17 protein-coding genes and 1 pseudogene are annotated in these 17,737 nt (G+C 67.3%); 6 read left to right on the forward strand and 12 right to left on the reverse strand.

All coding sequences use genetic code 11. From position 1 onward, the window contains the following. Positions 1–118: 118 nt before the first annotated feature. The 5 genes from NGM07_RS21780 to NGM07_RS21800 all read right to left on the reverse strand — a co-directional run bounded on the left by NGM07_RS21780 (position 119) and on the right by NGM07_RS21800 (position 6,829). Positions 119–1,528, reverse strand: coding sequence for an SLC13 family permease (locus tag NGM07_RS21780; protein ID WP_253520418.1), 1,410 nt, complete (start codon positions 1,526–1,528; stop codon positions 119–121). Between the two features lie 165 nt (positions 1,529–1,693). Next, positions 1,694–2,449, reverse strand: coding sequence for an ABC transporter ATP-binding protein (locus NGM07_RS21785; RefSeq protein ID WP_253520420.1), 756 nt, complete (start codon positions 2,447–2,449; stop codon positions 1,694–1,696). 139 nt (positions 2,450–2,588) lie between these two features. After that, the gene (locus NGM07_RS21790) at positions 2,589–3,830 is read right to left on the reverse strand and encodes an amino acid ABC transporter substrate-binding protein (protein WP_253520421.1); all 1,242 of its coding nucleotides are present in this window, start codon (positions 3,828–3,830) and stop codon (positions 2,589–2,591) included. A 133-nt stretch (positions 3,831–3,963) separates the two neighbouring features. Beyond that, positions 3,964–5,514 (reverse strand): class I adenylate-forming enzyme family protein, encoded by a 1,551-nt coding sequence (locus NGM07_RS21795; RefSeq protein ID WP_253520423.1) that lies wholly within the window; start codon positions 5,512–5,514, stop codon positions 3,964–3,966. Between the two features lie 166 nt (positions 5,515–5,680). Beyond that, positions 5,681–6,829, reverse strand: a complete 1,149-nt coding sequence (locus NGM07_RS21800) for a cobalamin-independent methionine synthase II family protein (RefSeq protein ID WP_253520424.1) — start codon at positions 6,827–6,829, stop codon at positions 5,681–5,683. A 146-nt stretch (positions 6,830–6,975) separates the two neighbouring features. Between NGM07_RS21800 and NGM07_RS21805 the strand changes: the two genes are divergently transcribed. Next, on the forward strand, positions 6,976–7,857 hold the full coding sequence (locus NGM07_RS21805) for a branched-chain amino acid ABC transporter permease (RefSeq protein WP_253520426.1): 882 nt from the start codon (positions 6,976–6,978) through the stop codon (positions 7,855–7,857). Next, positions 7,854–8,873: a branched-chain amino acid ABC transporter permease gene (locus NGM07_RS21810; protein ID WP_253520428.1), complete on the forward strand. Its 1,020-nt coding sequence runs from the start codon at positions 7,854–7,856 to the stop codon at positions 8,871–8,873. Before NGM07_RS21805 ends, NGM07_RS21810 begins: the two co-directional genes overlap by 4 nt. A gap of 123 nt (positions 8,874–8,996) precedes the next feature. Here NGM07_RS21810 and NGM07_RS21815 read toward each other — a convergent pair whose 3' ends face one another. Both NGM07_RS21815 and NGM07_RS21820 read right to left on the reverse strand, forming a co-directional pair. Then, the gene (locus NGM07_RS21815) at positions 8,997–9,701 is read right to left on the reverse strand and encodes an ABC transporter ATP-binding protein (RefSeq protein WP_253520430.1); all 705 of its coding nucleotides are present in this window, start codon (positions 9,699–9,701) and stop codon (positions 8,997–8,999) included. Positions 9,702–9,890: 189 nt separating this feature from the next. After that, positions 9,891–11,432 carry a class I adenylate-forming enzyme family protein gene (locus NGM07_RS21820; RefSeq protein WP_253521200.1) on the reverse strand — a complete coding sequence of 514 codons (1,542 nt, stop codon included), beginning with the start codon at positions 11,430–11,432 and terminating at the stop codon, positions 9,891–9,893. Between the two features lie 130 nt (positions 11,433–11,562). Between NGM07_RS21820 and NGM07_RS21825 the strand changes: the two genes are divergently transcribed. Further along, a complete protein-coding gene (locus tag NGM07_RS21825) occupies positions 11,563–12,438 on the forward strand; it encodes a UbiA family prenyltransferase (RefSeq protein WP_253520432.1) in 876 nt (291 codons plus the stop codon). A 290-nt stretch (positions 12,439–12,728) separates the two neighbouring features. On the opposite strand, the gene NGM07_RS21830 is transcribed toward NGM07_RS21825, so the two are convergent. Then, complete coding sequence (locus tag NGM07_RS21830) at positions 12,729–13,229, reverse strand: gamma carbonic anhydrase family protein (RefSeq protein ID WP_253520434.1); 501 nt, start codon at positions 13,227–13,229, stop codon at positions 12,729–12,731. A gap of 375 nt (positions 13,230–13,604) precedes the next feature. On the opposite strand from NGM07_RS21830, the pseudogene NGM07_RS21835 reads away from it, so the two are divergent. Beyond that, a pseudogene (locus NGM07_RS21835) lies at positions 13,605–14,080 on the forward strand (cupin domain-containing protein). 203 nt (positions 14,081–14,283) lie between these two features. Here the strand turns inward: NGM07_RS21835 and NGM07_RS21840 are convergent. The 3 genes from NGM07_RS21840 to NGM07_RS21850 all read right to left on the reverse strand — a co-directional run bounded on the left by NGM07_RS21840 (position 14,284) and on the right by NGM07_RS21850 (position 15,825). Continuing rightward, positions 14,284–14,652 carry a cupin domain-containing protein gene (locus NGM07_RS21840; RefSeq protein ID WP_253520435.1) on the reverse strand — a complete coding sequence of 123 codons (369 nt, stop codon included), beginning with the start codon at positions 14,650–14,652 and terminating at the stop codon, positions 14,284–14,286. Continuing rightward, entirely contained in the window at positions 14,652–15,089 is a 438-nt protein-coding gene (locus NGM07_RS21845) for a dCTP deaminase/dUTPase family protein (RefSeq protein WP_253520437.1), read from the reverse strand. The genes NGM07_RS21840 and NGM07_RS21845 overlap by 1 nt, the downstream gene beginning before the upstream one ends. 136 nt (positions 15,090–15,225) lie before the next feature. Next, positions 15,226–15,825 carry an HD domain-containing protein gene (locus NGM07_RS21850; protein ID WP_253520439.1) on the reverse strand — a complete coding sequence of 200 codons (600 nt, stop codon included), beginning with the start codon at positions 15,823–15,825 and terminating at the stop codon, positions 15,226–15,228. Positions 15,826–16,150: 325 nt separating this feature from the next. Here NGM07_RS21850 and NGM07_RS21855 point away from each other — a divergent pair, with 325 nt between their 5' ends. Beyond that, a complete protein-coding gene (locus NGM07_RS21855) occupies positions 16,151–16,447 on the forward strand; it encodes a DUF8097 family protein (protein ID WP_253520441.1) in 297 nt (98 codons plus the stop codon). A gap of 36 nt (positions 16,448–16,483) precedes the next feature. Here NGM07_RS21855 and NGM07_RS21860 read toward each other — a convergent pair whose 3' ends face one another. Further along, on the reverse strand, positions 16,484–17,206 hold the full coding sequence (locus tag NGM07_RS21860) for an EthD domain-containing protein (RefSeq protein ID WP_253520443.1): 723 nt from the start codon (positions 17,204–17,206) through the stop codon (positions 16,484–16,486). A gap of 156 nt (positions 17,207–17,362) precedes the next feature. On the opposite strand from NGM07_RS21860, the gene NGM07_RS21865 reads away from it, so the two are divergent. Further along, positions 17,363–17,659, forward strand: coding sequence for a hypothetical protein (locus tag NGM07_RS21865; RefSeq protein ID WP_253520445.1), 297 nt, complete (start codon positions 17,363–17,365; stop codon positions 17,657–17,659). Positions 17,660–17,737 lie beyond the last annotated feature (78 nt).

The following is a 17,737-nucleotide window of genomic DNA, read 5'->3' on the forward strand; positions in this document are numbered from 1 at the left end:
CTATCGTGTGGTTGCTGTTCACATATATCTTCCCCACGGGTCGAGCGAAATTCGGCCGACGCGGCGACCGCGTCGGCCGAATTTCGCTCGGGCCAGGACGGGACGGAACGAGCCGCGGTCAGAACGCGGCGGCGAACGCCAGAATCTGGATCGGCAACAGGACGAGTAGCGTCGCCAGCGAGCAGGCGGCGGCCATCTTCACCAGTTCCCGGGCGTCGACCATGCCGAGTCCGAGGATGCCGACGAGCACCGCCGACTGGTAGGGGAAGAAGTAGGTGTTGAGCGCGATGGCCTCGGTCATCGCCACCGGGACCAGCGGGACGCCCGCGCTCGCGGTGAACGAGACGAGCACCGGGGTCAGCACGCTCGCGACCGCCAACCCCTCCATCAGGAACGTCAGCGCGATGGCCGTGACGACGACGAACGCGAGCACGACGACCAGCGAGGCGTCCCGGGGGAGGGACGAGAGGACGGCCCGGGCCGCGAGGTCGGTGAACCCCGTCTGCCGGAGGCCCTCGGCCACCGCGAAGATGGCCCCGAGGAAGAAGATGATGGAGAAGTTGGCGTCCGAAACCGCGTCCGGCCCGACGACGCCGATGCGGGGAGCGAACGCCAGCAGCGTCACCGCGAGCGCGCCGTACAGCGGGTGGAGTCCGTGTACCGAGTCGGTCGCCCAGATTGCCACGCCGACCAGGAGAAACGCCAGCATGCGCCGCGCGTCGGTCGATACGGTCCGGTCGGCGTCGACGTCGGTCGTGCCGAGCGCGGTCGCATTGCGCGGTCGGTAGAGCGCGTACGCGATGGCGACGACGGCGATCGCCCGGCCGATCCACATCACGGGAGCCAGCCAGACGAACCACTGGACCCAGCCGATGGAGACGCCGGCGTTCGATTCGACCAGCCCGGTGATGATGATGTTGCCGAGCGAACCGGTGAGGACGCCGGAACCGGCGTAGTAGGTGACGAACAGCGGCCCGAGGAACAGTCCGACGCGGGGCCGCCGCTCGTCGAACACCTCGCCGACCGAGATGAGGATGGGACCAAGGATGAGCACCCGAACGAGCGAGGAGGGGACCAGCACGACCATGACCAACCCGGCCAGCGAGAGCGCCAGGAGCATGTACCGGTACACCGCCACGGCGTCGCCCGTGACGCGGGCGGGCGTGGCGCGGAGCACCCGTCGTTCGACCAGTTTCGCGAGTCCGCTCCGGCGGGTCGCCTCGCCCAGCAGGATGCCGAAGACGACGAGCCAGGTCGCCGGCGAGCGGAAGCCGACGAGCGCGAGGTCGGTCGAGAACGTCGCGCCGACCAGGCCGAGACAGACCACGCCGGTGAACCACGGCGCGACGGGCGCGCCGACCCAGAGGCTGATGCACAGCACGGTTATGGCGAGCATCGTCGCGGCGTCGCCCGAAAGTGGCGCGTAGAGCAACACCGCGCCCATCGCGAGGAGGCCGACGGGCACCGAGAGCCACGACGGGTCGACGTCGAGCGCGAAGCGGTCGAGGAAACCCTGTAGGTTCGTCATGGTGAGTCGGCGTTACGTTGAGGCACCGACGGAGGCGTCTTGTAGTTTCGGGAATGGGAAGATGCTTCGAACCGGACGATACCGCCCGCGGGACGAGACGAAACGAGGAAGGGACGATGGACAACCGCGGCCGCTGGCGCGACCGCGACGCGTGTTCCTCGGGGGTCAGTCCCCCGCCGCGGCGCCGGGGTCCGCGGCGTCGTCGCGTGCACTCTCGCCAAGGTACGCCTCGATGACGCGCTCGTCGTTCTGAATCTCCTCGGGGGTACCCTTCGCGATGAGTTGACCGTTGTCCAGGACGAACACCCGGTCGCTGACCGACATGAGCGCGCGCATCACGTGGTCGATGAGGAAGACGGTCTTGCCCTGGTCTCTGATGTCGCGGACGAGTTCGACGATGTCCTCGGTCTCCTCGGGGTCGAGACCGCCGGCGACCTCGTCGAACAGCAGGACGTCCGGGTCGGTCGCCAGCACGCGGGCGATCTCCAGTCGCTTGAGCGCGCCGACGCTGAGTTCGTCTGGCTCGTCGTGGGCCATCGCTTCGAGGCCGACGAACTCCAGCGACTCGTACGCCCGCTCCTCGGGGTCGTCGTGTTCGCGGCCGCCGAACTCCGCACCTACGCGCACGTTCTCGAGGAGGGACATGTTCTCGAACGGTCGGACGATCTGGTGGGTCTTGACCAGCCCGCGGTGACAGATCTCGTAGGGCGCCAACCCGGTGATCTCCTCGCCGTCGAGGGTCACCCGTCCCTCGGTGGGTTCGTGGACCCCGGTGATGAGCCTGAAGAGCGTCGACTTGCCGGCGCCGTTCGGCCCGATGAGCCCGACCGCCTCGTTACGGTCGACGGAGAACGAGACGTCTTCGACGGCGACGATACCGCCGAAGCGCTTGGTAAGGTGCTCGCCTTCGAGTAGTGCCATCTTGGCGGCAATTGACCACCCACTCGCATAAACTTACCCCGTACGGGCCGACGACGGGGCGCACCGGTCGCCTGCGGGCCGGCCGACGTCGCGCCGGGGCGCGGGAACGACGGGAGTCTGCCTTGGAGAAAGAGTGCGGTTACCGCTCGCCCCAGGGGGTGAACGGGTACTTGAAGTCGCCCGCGGCCTCGCTGTCGACGTCCGGGTGGACCAACCGGAGGTCGCCGTCGAGCCACTGGCCCGTCGGCGGCGCGAGGTCGCCCTCGACCGGCATCCCGTTCTCGTCGAACGAGAAGTCCCCGATAACGGTGTGGAACTTGTTGTTCCGGAGCGCGTCGCGGACGTCGGACTTCTTCGTCGACCCGGCGGCCTCGTAGGCCTGTTTCGCGGTCTGGGTGACGTTGTACGAACAGCCGACCGTCGGCGAGGGGTACGCGCCCGAGTCGACGTTTTTCTGCTCGCGGTACGCCGACAGCATCTCCTTGTTCCCGTTGCCGGTCAGTCCGCGGACCCAGCCGGGACCGCAGACGACTTCTCGGCCGGCCTTGCCCGTGGCGTCGAGCCAACTCGACGTCGTCGCCGCTCGTTCGAGGATGGCGATCTTCGGGAGGAAACCGTTCGAGCGCATCTGTTTGATGGCCGTGATTCCGCCCGGCGGAATCGGGTTGCTGAGCAGGAACTCGACGTTGGCGCTCTTGGACTTGGTGATGAGCGAGGAGAAGTCGTTCGACCCGGGCTGGTACTTCTCGTTGAGGACGACCTTGTAGCCGTTGTTCTCGAGTTTCTTGGTCCAGACCTCGCCGAGTTCGGCACCCCAGCCGGTGTTGGTCTGCCAGATGCCGACCCGTTTCGGACGCTGGCCCTTCGGCGCCTTGTTGCCGATGGCGAGCGCGCTGTTGGCCATGTCCCGGCTCTTGGAGAACGGCGCGAACGTCCAGTCGTAACCCTCCTTCAGGTGGGGCTTCATGTACGCGAAGTTGGCGCTCAGCATCGGAATCTCCTGGCTCTCCGCGTAGGCGGCCGCCGACGAAACCAGGAGGCTCCCGAACGTGCCCCAGATCATGTCGACGTCGTTGTTCGAGACGATCTTCTGGAGGCCCTTCCGGACGCCTTCGGGGGTACTCTCGTCGTCCTCGATGTGGAGTTCGACGTCCTTGTCGAGGATGCCTCCGTTGTCGTTGATCACCTTCTCACCCAGTTTGTAGGCCTCCTCGACGTCCGTGCCCGCCGAGGAGAACGACCCGGACTTCGAAACCGTCGCCGCTATCGTGATCTTGTTACTGCCACCACCGCTGCCGCCGAACGACGTACAACCGGCCGTGTAGGTGATGCCGCCAGCACCCATCGCTGCCAGAAACCTGCGCCTGCTATGAGATGTCATACCCATCCGAGAGTACTCTCGCCGTATAATAAGAATTTCGCCTTCCTACCCATTCTTTCGTGTAAGTGCGTCGCGAACCCGGTCGAACGGCCGACCGCCGGTCATCGCGACCGTTTCTTCGGCGGCCGGTCGGTCACGGGTCGCCGAAGAAACGGTCGCGTATCTCGGTTCGCTTCAGGGTCCCGGTGTCGGTGCGGGGCAGGTCGTCCGACGTGACCGCGTACGAGCGGGGACGTTTGAAGTTCGCCACGTCGTCGTGGTCCTTGCAGTGGCGGTCGAGCACCTCCGCGGTGAGTCCCTCGCCGACGACCACGGCGGCCACGCGTTCGCCCCAGTCGTCGTCCGGAACGCCCACGACCGCGGCGGCCCGCACGTCGGGGTGGTCTTCGAGGGCGAGTTCGACCTCCTGGGGGTAGACGTTCTCGCCGCCGCTGAGCAGCATGTTGTCGACCCGGTCGACGATGTGGAGGCCGCCGTCCTCGTCGACCCGCGCGACGTCCATCGTCCGCAACCATTCGCCGTCGCCTACGAACAGTTTCGCCTCGGCCTCCGGGCTATCGAGGTAGCCGTCGACGCAGGGACCCCGTCCCAGGAGTTCGCCGCTCTCGCCGCGGTCGACCGTCGCGGACGGGTCGGGCGTCTCGTCGGGACCGACCGCCTCGACCACCCGCAGTTCCCAGTTGAACGAGGCGTGGCCGACGGTTCCCGGATTGTCGAGTTGCTGGTCGGGGTAGGCGTGAGCGAGGTTGGCGATGCCTTCGGTCAGGCCGTAGGTGTTGTACACGCCCTCCGTCAAGTGCTCGCGCGTCCGTTCGACCAGCGACGGAGAGACGACGGCCCCGCCGGTTCGGATGTACGAGAGCGCCGAAAGGTCGGAGGACCCACCGTTCTTGGCCTCGATGAGCGCGTCGAGTTGTGCGGGCACCGCCAGCAGCCCGGTCACCTCACGTTCGTCGAGCAGCGCGAGCGTCTCCGGCGGGTCGAACGACGACTGCAGAACGAGGGTGGCGCCGACCTGGAGGTGCGGGTATATCCACGCCACCGTCGTGACGTCGTGGTACCAGGGGGTGGTTACGAGCGCGACGTCATTCGGTTCGAGCCCGTGTTCCATCACCACCTGCGAGGCCCCCAGCCAGGCGCGCCGCTGGTCCTGGAGCGTGGCCTTCGGCCTGCGCGTCGTCCCGCTCGTGTAGAGAATCGCGGTTTCGGCGTCGGGGTCCTCGGTCGCGTCGTAGTCGACGTCGCGCTCGACGACCCGCCCGTACCGGTCGACGGCCGGCCGTTCGGGGGCGGAGTCGGCCGCGCCGACGGACAGCGCCGCCTCGAGGTCCGACTCGTCGAGGACCGCCCGCGCCATCTCGGCGTGGGCCGCGTCGAAGACCAGCGCCTCGGCCTCCGCCGACTCGATCATCCGGCGGAGTTCGCCGGCCGACCCCCGGAAGCTCAGTTGAGCGTTGGCCTGGCCTCGCTTTTGGGCGGCGAGCATCATCTCCACCGCCGCCGGCCCGTTGTGTAGCAGCGACGCGGTGCGAGCGCCGCCGACGCGCTCGTCGAGCGCGCTCGCGAGCGCGTCGGTCCGTCGGTCGAGTTCCGCGTAGCTGTACGTCGTCCCGTCCTCCGCGACGATGGCGGTCCGGTCGCCGTGGCGGGTCACCGCCCGGTCGAACGCTCGCAGGTCCTGCATACCGTTACGTCTGCGAGGTGAACCTTAACGGTTGTGTGAAGGGCTAACAGTCGACAGCCGAAGGACGGACCGCTCTCCAGGGGTCGCGGAAGCCGACGAAGCGGTCGGTGCGAATGCCCAGGTGTGCGAGTACACGGGTCACCCCGACGCCCGGTGGGCGTCGAGGTCAGAAGAGTCGCTCGGAGGCGACGGCGGCACCCTCGACCAGCGATTCGAGCTTCGTCCACGCGATTTCGCGGTCGACGGTCCGCCAGCCGACCAGGGTGCCGAATCCGCAGTCGGCCGCGGCCATCACCCGCGCGGGGTCGCCCACCGCGTCGGCCGCCCGCTCGATTCGCTCGGCGACGAGTTCGGGGTGTTCGACCACGTTCGTCTTGACGTCGACGACCCCCGGAATCAGGACGGTGTCGTCGGGCAGCGGGTGCTCCTCGAACGCCCGGTACTCGTGGTTGTGTCGGGGGTTGGCGAGTTCGAGCGAGAGCGCGCCCACGTCGGCCTCGTAGAGCAGCGGGAGGATCTCCTCGAGTTCGACGTCGAGGTGGTGGGGTCCCTCGTAGTTGCCCCAGCAGGCGTGGAGTCGGACGTTCTCCGCGGGGACGTTCGCCAGTCCGCGGTTGATGGCCTCGACGCCGGTCCGGACCGTCTCCTTGAACTCCGCGAGCGACTGGTCCTGGTAACTGCGGTGGCGCTCGCCCAGCAGGTCGGGGGCGTCGACCTGGAGCGTCGCCTCGGACTCGCCGATCAGTTCGTACTCGGTGGCCATGGCCTCCGCGACGTCGAAGACGTACGCCTCGTGGGAGTCGTAGTGGTCGTTCGGGAACGTCGCGGCGAGTTGACCCGGCGAGACGGAGGTCGCGAACGTCCCCTCGAAGTCGAGGTCCTCGGCCTCGACGAACCGCGACAGGACGTCGAGTTCCTCCCGAATCGGGCCGTCGTCGACGTAGCGGACCGGTTCGACCGCCTTGGGGAGTCGCCTGACGTCGGCCTTGACGCCCTCGAACGCCTTCCGCGCGTAGTCGGGGAACTCCTGGAGGTCGGCCCATCGGGGCGCGGTTCCCTCCTCGCCGAACCCCGCCATCCGCCGCTCGGCGTAGATGTTGAACCCGGGGCGGCGCTGCTCGCCGTCGTTGGCGACGTCGAGACCGACCGCGGCCTGTCGACGGAGCACGTCGCGGGTGGCCTCCTCGACGGCCTCGTCGAACTCGTCGGCGTCGACCGTCTCGCCGGCGTCCCGGCGCTGTAACAGTTCCATCAGTCGGTCGGTTCGCGGAAGACTCCCGATGTGAGTCGTGAGGATACGCGCTGGCGTTCCCATGCGAAGGACCTACACGGGTTCCGGCTTAGAGGCTTTCGGTGACCGGAACGCGTCGCCGCGGGCGCGTCCGTTCGTCGCCGCGGAGGCCGACCGTACCTCAACTGTTTTAACGTATGAGTCAGTACATGGCCAGTAGACGATGAGATATGATTGCAGGTGACTTACTCACACAGACGGTGGTAAACGGGCTTCTCCTCGGCGGTATCTACGCCGTCGCCGCGCTCGGGCTCTCGCTCGTCTTCGGTATCATGGACATCGTGAACCTCGCCCACGGTCACATGCTAATGGTCGGCGGGTACGTCGCGGTCATTCTCTTTTCGTCGGTCGGGCTCACCCCGCTCGTCGGGATGTTCGTGGCCATGGTCGTCCTGTTCGCGCTCGGGGTGGCGCTCCAGGAGGTGCTGCTCGACCGGGTGGTCGACGAAGGGATGGAACAGCCCATCCTCGTCCTCTTCGGATTCGCACTGGTGCTGCAGAACCTGGGCCAATTCTTCCTCAGCAGCGACGCCCAGTCGACCGACATCGGCATCGCGGGCTCGGGCTTCACCGTCGCCGGGGCGTTCTTCTCGTTTCCCCGGACGGTCACCTTCGTCGTGTCGGTGGTGCTCATCCTCCTCACGTGGCTGTTCCTCCGGTACACCCGAACCGGCCAGGCCATCCGTGCGACCGCCCAGAACAAGACGGCCGCCCGCTACATGGGCATCGACACCGACCGAATCTACCTGATAACGCTCGGCGTCGGGACCGCGCTCGCCGGCGCGGCCGGCGCGTTGCTATCGATGTTGTTCCCCGTTGACCCGTACGTCGGGTGGTCGTACCTGCTGAAGGCGTTCGCGGTCGTGGTGCTCGGCGGCGTCGGTAGCGTCATCGGGACGCTGGTCGGCGGACTCTTCCTCGGCGTCTCGGAGAACGTCGGCGCGCTGTACCTCGGCGGGAGCTACCGCGACATCATCACCTTCTCCATCTTCCTGCTCGTGTTGCTCGTCAGGCCCCAGGGGCTGTTCGGCACCGGCGGTGGTTCCGAATGATGGACCCGGTCGCCGACCGATGGGCGGCGGCGGGCCGGCGCGGCAAGGTCGGAGCCGCCCTGGTGGTCCTGCTGCTTGCGGCCGTGCCGCTCGTGACCACGCCCTACATCACCGAAATCGTGCTCACCGGGCTGGTGTTGGTGATGCTCGGCGTCTCGTGGAACATGCTGGCAGGCTACGCGGGTCAGATATCGCTGGGGCACGCCGCCTTCTTCGGACTCGGGGCGTTCGTCACCGCCTGGCTGGTCTCGCCCAGCGGCGCGGGGTTGCCCGAGAGCATCGCCCAGCCGGCGCTGGTCGCGATATTCGTCGGCGCGCTCGTCGCCGCGCTGCTCGCGCTGCTGGTCGGCCCGATCATGTTCCGGCTCCGCGGCCACTACTTCGCCATCGGAACGCTCGCGCTCGCGACCATCATCCAGCTCATCCTGGTCGACCAGCGCCAGTACACCGGCGGGTCGACGGGCTACTTCATCACCGGCGGTCCCGACGACCTCGTGATGTACCTGGTGGCGCTGGCGCTCACGCTGGTGACCGTCGTGGTCACGTACGCGGTGGTCGAGAGCCGACCCGGCCTGGGGATGAAGGCCATCCACGACGACGAGAGCGCCGCGAGCAGTCTCGGGGTCAACCCGCTGAAGTACAAGATGTTCGCGTTCGTGCTCTCGTCGTTCTTCGCCGGCCTCGCCGGCGGGCTCTACGCCCAGTACACCGCGTTCATCAGTCCCGACTCCACGCTCGGCGTCGTCTGGACCATCGACACGCTGGTCGTCGTCATCCTCGGCGGGATGGGGACGATGGCCGGCCCGCTCCTCGGGGCGGCGCTGTTCATCGTCCTCGACAACTTCCTCAGCTCCATCGTCGGCGGACTCGCCACGAGCGTCGAGGGCGCGCTCATCATCCTGTTCGTCATCTTCCTCCCCGGTGGGCTCTACGGGTTCGTCCGCGACCGGACGTCTGACGAGCGGCCGCCGGCCTCCGGCGAACCGTCGGTCGACGGTCGCTCGTCGGACGACTGAGCCGCGCTCTCCCTCGCGTTCGCTCTCTCCGCGGTTGGATTTTTGCGAAGTCGACTCGGTTTCGAGAGAATGCGGTCGTTTCTCCGTTTCGCGCCTCGCCTCGAATCTCGACGCCGGCCGAAACTATGCGCCCAGGTAGGAGGCTCTGACCCGCTCGTCGTCGGATAGCTCCGCGGCCGGGCCGGTCAGCGAGATGCGACCCGACTCCAGGACGTACCCCCGGTCGGCGATGCGGAGGGCGTTCTCGAGGTCCTGTTCGACCAGCAGGACGGTCGTCCCGGTCTCGTTGATGCGCTCGATGGCGTCGAACACGTCGTCGACGAGCACCGGCGCGAGGCCGAGGCTCGCCTCGTCGAGCAGGATGAGGTCGGGGTCGCTCATCAGGCCGCGGCCGATGGCGAGCATCTGCTGTTCGCCGCCCGAGAGGGTGCCCGCGCGCTGTTTCATCCGCTCTTGCAACCGCGGGAAGATGTCGTACACGTCTTCGAGTCGGTCGTCCATCCCCCGGCGCTTGGCGTAGGCGCCGAGTTTGAGGTTCTCGCGGACCGTGCTGTCGGGGAAGATCTCCCGGCCTTCCGGGATGTGGGTGATGCCCTTCGGGACGACCTCGTCCTGGGGAAGGTCGGCGATCGACTCGCCGTTGAATCGGATGTCGCCGGCCGTCGGCGCCAGCGGTCCGCAGATGGTCTTCAACACCGTGGTCTTGCCCGCGCCGTTCGCCCCGAGGAGCGCGACCGTCTCGCCCTCCGTGACGTCGAAGCTCACGTCCCAGATGACCTGCACGTTTCCGTACGCGACGTCGATCCCGTCGACTTCGAGGAGTGTCATCGTCTGGCACGTAGTATTCGGCACGGCGGTATAAGCCTACCTCAAGCGGAGCCGCGCCGCATCGCCGAGGTCCGCGGTGTCTGCGTGCGTCGAGGGAGGAACGGAACGGTGACGCGAAAACGGGTGACGTGAAAACGGGAAGCCAAAAGGAGTGCGAGCACGGAAGCGGAACACGCGCCCGGAGGTGGATTACTCGAAGTGCTCGCTGCGGATTCGTTCGCGCTTGATGGTCCCCGTGTCGGTTCGGGGGAGCGGTTCGTCGGTGATGGCGTACTCGCGCGGGCGCTTGAAGTCGGCCAGCGAGTCGTTGGCCAGGCAGAACTCCTCGAAGTCGTCCGCGGTGGCCGACCCGTCGCAGACGACGACCGCGCTGACGACGTTGCCCCAGTGGTCGTCGGCGACGCCCACCACGCACGCCTCCTCGACGGTGTCGTGGTCCTCCAGCGCCCGCTCGACCTCGGCGGGGTAGACGTTCTCGCCGCCGCTGGTGAACATGTTGTCGACCCGGTCGACGACGTAGAGGTAGCCGTCCTCGTCGACCCGCGCGACGTCCCGCGTCCGGAGCCAGCCGTCGAAGAAGCTCTTGCGCTCGGCCTCGTCGTTGTCGATGTACCCCTCGGCCATCCCCGGCCCGCGGGCGATGATCTCGCCCCGCTCGCCGGGGTCGACCGTCGCGGTCGGGTCGGGGTGTTCGGTGATGGGCGCCGCTTCGACGACCCGAATCTCCCAGGAGAACGATTCCTTGCCGATGGTGCCGGGGTGGTCGTCCTGAGCCGACGGATGGGCGAACGCCAGGTCCGGACCGGCCTCGGTCATGCCGTAGGTGTTGTAGACGCCCTCGGTGAGCAGCCGCTTCGTCCGTTCGACGAGTTCAGGGGTGACGATGGCGCCGCCCGTCCGGATGTACGTCAGCGAGTCGACGTCGTAGCCCGCCTCGGCCTGGACGTCGTTGAGCGCGGTCAACTGGGTCGGCACCGCGAGCAGTCCGGTCACGGCGTGGTCCTCGATAAGTTCGAGCGCCTCCGTCGGGTCGAAACTGGAGTGGAGGACGACGGTCGCCCCCGCGAGGAAGTGGGGGTAGAGCCACGCGTCGGAGGTCACCATGTGGTACCAGGGCGTCGTCACGAGCGCGACGTCGGTCTCGTCGATACCGTGCTCCATCACCACCTGCATCGCGCCGAGCCACATCTGGCGCTGGTCGAACGAGATGGCCTTGGGCACGCTCGTCGTCCCGCTGGTGTAGAAGACCGCACAATCGTCGGCGACCGGGAGTTCGTCGGCCAGGTCGTCGGCCGCGTCGGCGAGCGCCGCCTCGTAGGAGACGACGTCGTCGCGCTCGACGGTCGCCTCCCCGGCGTGAAGGCCCACGTCGAACTCGCCGCGGTCGAGCATCTCGACGGCGGTGTCGGCGTTGGCGTCGTCGAACACCAGGCCGCGGGCGCCCGCCGTCTCCGCCATGGTCACCAGTTCGCCGGCGCGACCCCGGAAGGGGAGTTGGACCGTCTCGACGCCGCGCTTGATGCCGGCGAGCATCGACTCGACCGCCGGCGGTCCGTTGAGCGCGAGGACGGCGCACGGCACCGAGCCGAGTCGCTCCTGGAGCACGTTCGCCAACCGGGTGGTTCGGCGGTCGAACTCCCGATAGGTGAACTCGCGGCCGTCGTCCGTGACGACCGCGGTGTCGCTCCCGTGATTCCGGACCGTCCGCTCGAAGACCCGCCTGTAATCCATGCGCATTGCCAGTACGTCACAGTTCCTTCAATCGATATTAAAGGTTTTGTCGACCGAAGTCCGGCGGAGGACGGGCGGGTCGCGCGAGCGAGAGCAGGCTTTTTGTCGGTGGGATTCGAGCGGGTTCACGATGAGCGCGAGTCCGTCACGTCGAACGCTCCGCGGGTTGGCGGCGTACGTTCGGCCCGCGTTCATGCTCCCGGCGGTCGGGATGTCGGCTGTCGGCGGGCTGTTGGCCCCGACCTTCGAACCCCTGCCGGCCGCGCTCCACGCGGCGGCGGTCGGCCTCGCGCTGTACGCGGCGCATCTGAACGACGGGTACGTCGACGCCCACGTGCGGGGTGAAGAGGAACCGAAGCTGAGTCGCCGGGGGAACCGGTCGGCCGTCGCCGCGACCACCCTCGTTCTCCTGGTCACGCTCGGCGGACTCGCGGCGACGGCGGGACCCGCCTCCGCGGTCGTCACCGCGCCGCTGTGGCTGCTGGCCGCGTTTCACGCGCCGTACCTCGACGTTCACCCGCTCACGGTCACGACCGACTACCCCCTCGGAATCGGACTCGTCCTGGTCGGCGGATATCTCGCCCAGGCGACGACGCTCTCGGCGCTCGTCGCCGCCGTCGCGGTCGTGTTCGTCGTGTTGCTCTCGGGCGTCAAGATCTCGGTCGACCGCCTCGACTACGCCTTCGACCGCTCCATCGGCAAGCGGACGGTGCCGGTCGCGGTCGGCGAGGAAACCGCGGCCGTCGCCTCTGCCGCCGTCCTGACGTTCGCGTCGGTGCTGGTGGGCGGGTTCGTCACCGTCGGCGTCTTTCCGCCCGCCGCCGCGACCGCCGCGGCGTTTCCGGCGCTGGCCGGCGTCGCCGGCCTCGCCGTGTCGACGGAACGGGCGGTTCGGTTCCAGATGTTGCTAACCTACCCGTTCACCGCGATTCTGGTCGCCGCCTGCTGTACGGCGAGGACCTGCGCGCTCGGCGCGGCGCTCCTCGGCCCGTCGGGTATCGTCTGACCGACGGCAGAGGGTCGAGTCGCCACGGCACGCCGAGCACGTCGGGCGTCCGCGTTTGTGCCGTCCGGCCGCCTCGTCCTGAGTCGAGTCGTGAAATCGAAGGATTGACAAGCGATTCGATTGATAGTGAGCGTAGAGTGGCTATGCTAGTTCTGTCGTAATTGGTCGAGCGCTTCAATCGGCGTCCGGCGTCGTTCCGGAAACCGGAGATTCGGACTGCGAAACATCGGGCGCACGGCCCGGCCGGGCCGTGCGCCCGCGTCTCCGAACTGAGGTTGCGGCGGTGTGGTTCAGTCGAGACGTTCGGACGTCGCTTCGTACCGTTTCGCCAGTTCCGCGTAGTGTGCCGCGGTCGCGGTCGTATCGAGGTCGTCGAGTTCGGCCTTCGGTTCGGCCGGAACCCCCGTCACGAGCGTCGTGGGCGGCACCTCGGTGCCCTCGGTCACGACCGCTCCGGCCCCGACGACGGCCCCTTCGCCGACCCGGGCGCCGTCGAGGACGACCGCGTTCATGCCGACGAGCGCGCCCTCGGCGACCGTCGCGTCGTGGACGATGGCGCTGTGTCCGACCGTCGCGTCGGGTTCGAGCGCGGCCGCCTCGTGGAGCACGGCGTTGTCCTGGACGTTCGCCCGCGTTCCCACGACGATGCGACCGCTGTCTCCCCGGAGCGTCGCGTTCGGCCAGACGCTGGCGTCGTCCGCCACGACGACGTCGCCGATGACGACCGCCGCCTCGTCGACGTAGGCGGAGTCCGCGATTTCCGGAGTCGTACCGTCGAACGACCGTATCACGTCTCGGTACTGGCAGGGGAACCGCCTTGAATCTGTCTCCGCTCGTCGACTCACCGTCGTAGTGCGGTTTCGGTTTCGCCGCGAGAGATTTCGACGCGGCAGTCGTCGAAGAGGACCGCGAATTCGGCCGACCCGGACGTCCACCCGCTTTCGGACTCGCTCCTCCGTGACGTCGTCCGTGACGTTCGGAGCGCCGAGCGAAGCGAGGCACGAGACTATCCCGCTGAAGCGTTCGCTGAACGTGAGCGTGCAGGGTTTCGAGAACGAGTTAGCAGGGAGCGAACGAGATGGTAGTTGCGTCGTCTAACAGTGTCGAGAACCTCAACCGTCCCTTCGACCCAAATCACTTACATTCACAGTCTCGAAATCGCGGCCATGGAGAAAGTCGCCGTCGAGGAGGTCGACAACGAGCGCAACCCGATGAAGATCCACAGCGTCCGGAAACCCGTCTCGCGGGCGCTCGGCACCGACGACTTCGCGATGAACTACTTCAGTTGGAGGCGGGCGAGTCATTCTCGGGCGGCCTGCACACCCACCACGACTAGGAGGAGGTGTTCTACGTCGAGGAGGGCACTGCGACGTTCGAGGTCGGCCTCGACCGCGAGACGGTGACGGTCGAATCTGGCGGGTTAATCCGGTTCCCGCCGGGCGAGTTCCAGAAGGGGTACAACGACGCCGAGGAAACCGTCGTCGGATGGGCGCTCGGCGCTCCGGGCGCGAGCCACGATTGGGACGAACTCCAGTCGCGAGCCTACTGCCCCGACTGCGAGGCCGAGACGACCCAGGACGTCGCGATGGGAGACGGCAGGTTCGAACTCACCTGCACCGACTGTGGGACGACCCAGGGCTGAGTCGCAGACGTAAACGAGACGCCTTCCCAGCCGATTCGCTCACTCGCTTCGCTCCCGAAGACGCCGGTTCGCGCCTACACCCGAGGACGAAGTGTCGAAATGCACCTCGGACGTGGCGCGCTCAGTGGCGGTACGGTTTCATCGGGTTCGTGGCGTAGAAGCGGAGTCCGGACCCGAACAGAGACGTTCACCGACTCCGGGATTCACTCCTCCGTGACGGCGTCGTCCTTCGCGTTCGGTGCGCCGACCACCAGCACGGTCCCGGCTTCCTTCGCCTCCAGTTGGCGCCACGATTCGGGCGGAACGACCACGACGTCCCCCGCGTCGAGGTCGAAGGTATCCCGGTCGCCCGCCTCGGACTCGACGGTCATCGAGAACTCGCCGTCGACGACGTAGTAGAGTTCCTCCTGTTCGCGCTGGCGGTGTCGGTTGTTGGATTCGCCCGCCTCGAACTCCCAGACGCTCGGGCGCATCTTCTCCGGGCGGAGTTCGTAGCCCACCGCCTTGAGTCGGGGTTCGACGTCCTCGACCTCGCGCGTTTCGAGGTCCGAGAGGCTGGTCTTCTCGTACATCACTCGGCCCCCTCTTCGGGCGACAGCAGCGTCGAGACGCGGGCGTTCTCCTTGATGCGAAGACCTCCGGCGGCGACCGAGAGCGGCACCCGCCGCAGTTCCTGCACCTCCAGCGTGGGGTGGAACGCGCCGCGCTCGCGGAGTTCGTCGCGGGTCTGGACCGTCAGCCGTCGGTCGGTCGCGAACGACTCGTTGTACTCTAAGAGGTACTGGCCGCCGTCGAGGTGCCACCATCGGTAGTCGTCGTCCTCGTCGCGCCACTCCTTGTCGTGGGGTTCGAGCCTCGCGTCTTCGAGTTCGCCGCCGCCGAAGTCGACCCGGCCGGGTTCCGCGATCTCGTAGATTTCGGCCGCCGTCAGGTCGAGGCCGCGCTCGGTCACCTGGGTTTCCTCGTGGAGCAGGCCCTCCACGAACGTCGTGAGTTCGCTGGGTCGCATGGTCCGTGCGGGCTACGAGCGCCACGTCCAAAAGTGTCGTCGCGAACGCGCCCTTCGTCGGCGGCGAGGACCGCCGCGCGGCGGTCCTCGCCGCCGGCCCCCACCGCCGGCCGATTCGGGGGCCGGCCCCGAACGTCTACTGGGTCTGGCTGTACTGCTCGACCCACTCCTGGAGGGTGATGCCCATCGCCGACTGCGTGATGGCGTTCGAAGACGCCGAGTTCGCGCTCTTGACCAGTTCGGCCTCCAGCGTGCGCTCGGGGACCTCGCCGAGGAAGTGCGGAATCGCGCGCTGGACCGCGAGCGGACAGCCGACCTCGTGGGCCAGCGCGTACCCCGACAGCGAGTGGGGAATCGTCTCGGCGGCGTAGGTCGGGTCCGGTTCGAGCAGTTTCTCGTCGTCGACGTGGTCGACGTACTCGTAGCACTTGCCCACGTCGTGGAGCAGGCAGGCCGCCAGTATCACGTCCTCGTCGGGGTCGGCGCCGTGGAACTCCCGCTGTTCCTCCGCGGATTTCGCCGCGATTCGGGTCACCCCGCGAACGTGCTCGACGTTGCTCACGTCGTGGATGTTCCAGGCGTAGGGAACGTCGTGGACGTCCCGCCAACCGCCGCGTTCGAGCGCCAGCACCCACGCCTCGACGATCCGCTCGCGGAGCGACTCGCTCTCGACGTCCTCGATCTCGGGAAACGCCTCGCGCACCTGGGTTTCGTAGTCGGGCCGGTCGCCAGTCATGGGTCGAACGTCTCGGCCGCGGCACGTAATGGTTCGCGTTTCGGGGGTCGTTCGCGGTCCGAGCGGTCGCGTCTCCGAACGTGGTCGGTGGGCGAGTGAACGGTGGCGAGGTTTTGACGAGGCGCGCCGGGGCCGACCGCAGCGTTCCGACTCCGTTCGTTCGGCCACTCCACGGGGACGAAACGGACCGGACGACCGAATAACGAGACGGACGACAGAACAGCTATATCGTCAAAAGTCCTACAATCAGTATGGTTTCCCGACGAACGTGGGCGCGAATCGTCTTCTTAGGCGAGATTCTGGCGCTTCCGTTCCAACTGTCCCGTTGCGACGTACCACCGACGAAGACGGCGAACCGGTTCCGCTCTCCCCGCGGTGGCTGGTCGCGGGGATGGGACTGCAGGTCGCCTACACCTGGGCGTACGACCGCGACATCGGCGACATCCGAACGAAGCGCTTGCGCAGCGTGATAATCGCCGTGTTGTGGGGAATCGTCAGCCTTCGAGTGTTCCCGCGATCTGAAAGCGTGAGTCGCAACCTCTCGATCGGCGGGAGTTTCGGGGAAGTCGCCTACCGTCTCTGGTACGGGGTACTCCGCCCGCTTCCCGGCGACGACGACTGAGACGCCCCGGCACTCACTCGCCGGTTCCCGCGCTTCTCACTCGCTCGTCTCGTCTTTCACCAGTCGCTCCCGACCGATGAACCGCGGACGCTCGTCGATGGCCAGGAAGTTGTTCACGTCCTCGCGGGCCTCCTTCGCTTTGCCCTTCTCGGGGTCGTAGTCCCGACTCCCCTCGCTTCCCAGCGCGTCGTACAGTTTATCGAGGTCCTCGAAGTAGAGTTCGGCGATACCGTCGAACTCGGCGTTCTCGGGGTCGGTGGGGAGGACCGTGGCGTACCGGACCACGCCCTCTATCTCCCGGGCGATGGGGGTGTGGTTGTTCTGCCAGTAGTCGACGAACTCCTCGTGGCTCATCCCGTCCTGACGGACGAGGAACGCCGAGTGCTTGTAGAGGCCGTCGGTGTCGCCGTCGACCTCGTCCTTCTGGATGACCTCCTCACCGATGAACCGCGGGCGGCGGTCGATGTCGAGGAAGTTGTTCACGTCCTCGCGGGCCTCCTTCGCCTTCCCCTTCTCGGGGTCGTAGTCCCGACTTCCCTCGCTCCCCAGCGCGTCGTGGAGCGCGTCGAGGTCCTCGAAGTAGAGTTCGGCGAGGCCGTCGAACTCGGCGTTCTCGGGGTCGGTCGGCAGGACGGTCTGATAGCGCACGACGCCCTCTATCTCCCTGGCGATTGGGGTGTGTTCGTTCTGCCAGTGGTCCACGAACTCCTCGTGGGACATCCCTTCTTGGCGGACGAGCAGGGCCACGTGCTTGTACATGGTACGTGTTGCGTCGAGCGGTACGTTCATAAAACGTCCGGAGGACCCGTCACCGGAGTGAACCGCTCGCCGACCGAAAACTTATGACGTTCCCCTCGGAAATCCAACCGTATTCCCTCCACCTACGGTAGACGCTCGCGGTCGCGACCGCTCGGCGTGACGATTCTGTGCGTCATCGGGTTCCTCGGCGCGACCGTCTCGCTGTTCGAGGCGCTCGGCGTGATGGGCGGCGGGCCGTTCGCCGGCGTCGGCCTGCTCATGCTCGCGCTGGTCGTCGCCAAGATACTCGTCCTCTACGGCCTCTGGACGCTCCAGTACTGGGGGTACAAGTGGGCGCTCGTCTCCTACGGCCTCAGCGCGTTCCTCAGCCTCGTCACGTTCAAACCCCTGGCGCTGATACTCGACGTGATACTCGTGGTGTACCTCCTGAGCGTCGCCGACCACTTCCGGTAACCCCAGTCCGGCCGAACGTCCCGGTCCGTCGCCCGCCGTCTTTCACCTACTTTCATTATCGCTCTCGAAGTAACCGAG

This window comes from Halorussus vallis, assembly GCF_024138165.1.
Lineage (GTDB): Archaea > Halobacteriota > Halobacteria > Halobacteriales > Haladaptataceae > Halorussus > Halorussus vallis.

Coding starts and splice junctions, on each gene's coding strand:
- NGM07_RS21820 (WP_253521200.1), bottom strand. CDS start 11,432: ATGGATTACAGGCGGGTCTTCGAGCGGACGGTCCGGAATCACGGGAGC.
- NGM07_RS21845 (WP_253520437.1), bottom strand. CDS start 15,089: ATGCGACCCAGCGAACTCACGACGTTCGTGGAGGGCCTGCTCCACGAG.
- NGM07_RS21815 (WP_253520430.1), bottom strand. CDS start 9,701: ATGACACTCCTCGAAGTCGACGGGATCGACGTCGCGTACGGAAACGTG.
- NGM07_RS21800 (WP_253520424.1), bottom strand. CDS start 6,829: ATGGGAACGCCAGCGCGTATCCTCACGACTCACATCGGGAGTCTTCCG.
- NGM07_RS21780 (WP_253520418.1), bottom strand. CDS start 1,528: ATGACGAACCTACAGGGTTTCCTCGACCGCTTCGCGCTCGACGTCGAC.
- NGM07_RS21860 (WP_253520443.1), bottom strand. CDS start 17,206: ATGTACAAGCACGTGGCCCTGCTCGTCCGCCAAGAAGGGATGTCCCAC.
- NGM07_RS21795 (WP_253520423.1), bottom strand. CDS start 5,514: ATGCAGGACCTGCGAGCGTTCGACCGGGCGGTGACCCGCCACGGCGAC.
- NGM07_RS21790 (WP_253520421.1), bottom strand. CDS start 3,830: ATGACATCTCATAGCAGGCGCAGGTTTCTGGCAGCGATGGGTGCTGGC.
- NGM07_RS21825 (WP_253520432.1), top strand. CDS start 11,563: ATGAGCGCGAGTCCGTCACGTCGAACGCTCCGCGGGTTGGCGGCGTAC.
- NGM07_RS21805 (WP_253520426.1), top strand. CDS start 6,976: ATGATTGCAGGTGACTTACTCACACAGACGGTGGTAAACGGGCTTCTC.
- NGM07_RS21785 (WP_253520420.1), bottom strand. CDS start 2,449: ATGGCACTACTCGAAGGCGAGCACCTTACCAAGCGCTTCGGCGGTATC.
- NGM07_RS21810 (WP_253520428.1), top strand. CDS start 7,854: ATGATGGACCCGGTCGCCGACCGATGGGCGGCGGCGGGCCGGCGCGGC.
- NGM07_RS21840 (WP_253520435.1), bottom strand. CDS start 14,652: ATGTACGAGAAGACCAGCCTCTCGGACCTCGAAACGCGCGAGGTCGAG.
- NGM07_RS21850 (WP_253520439.1), bottom strand. CDS start 15,825: ATGACTGGCGACCGGCCCGACTACGAAACCCAGGTGCGCGAGGCGTTT.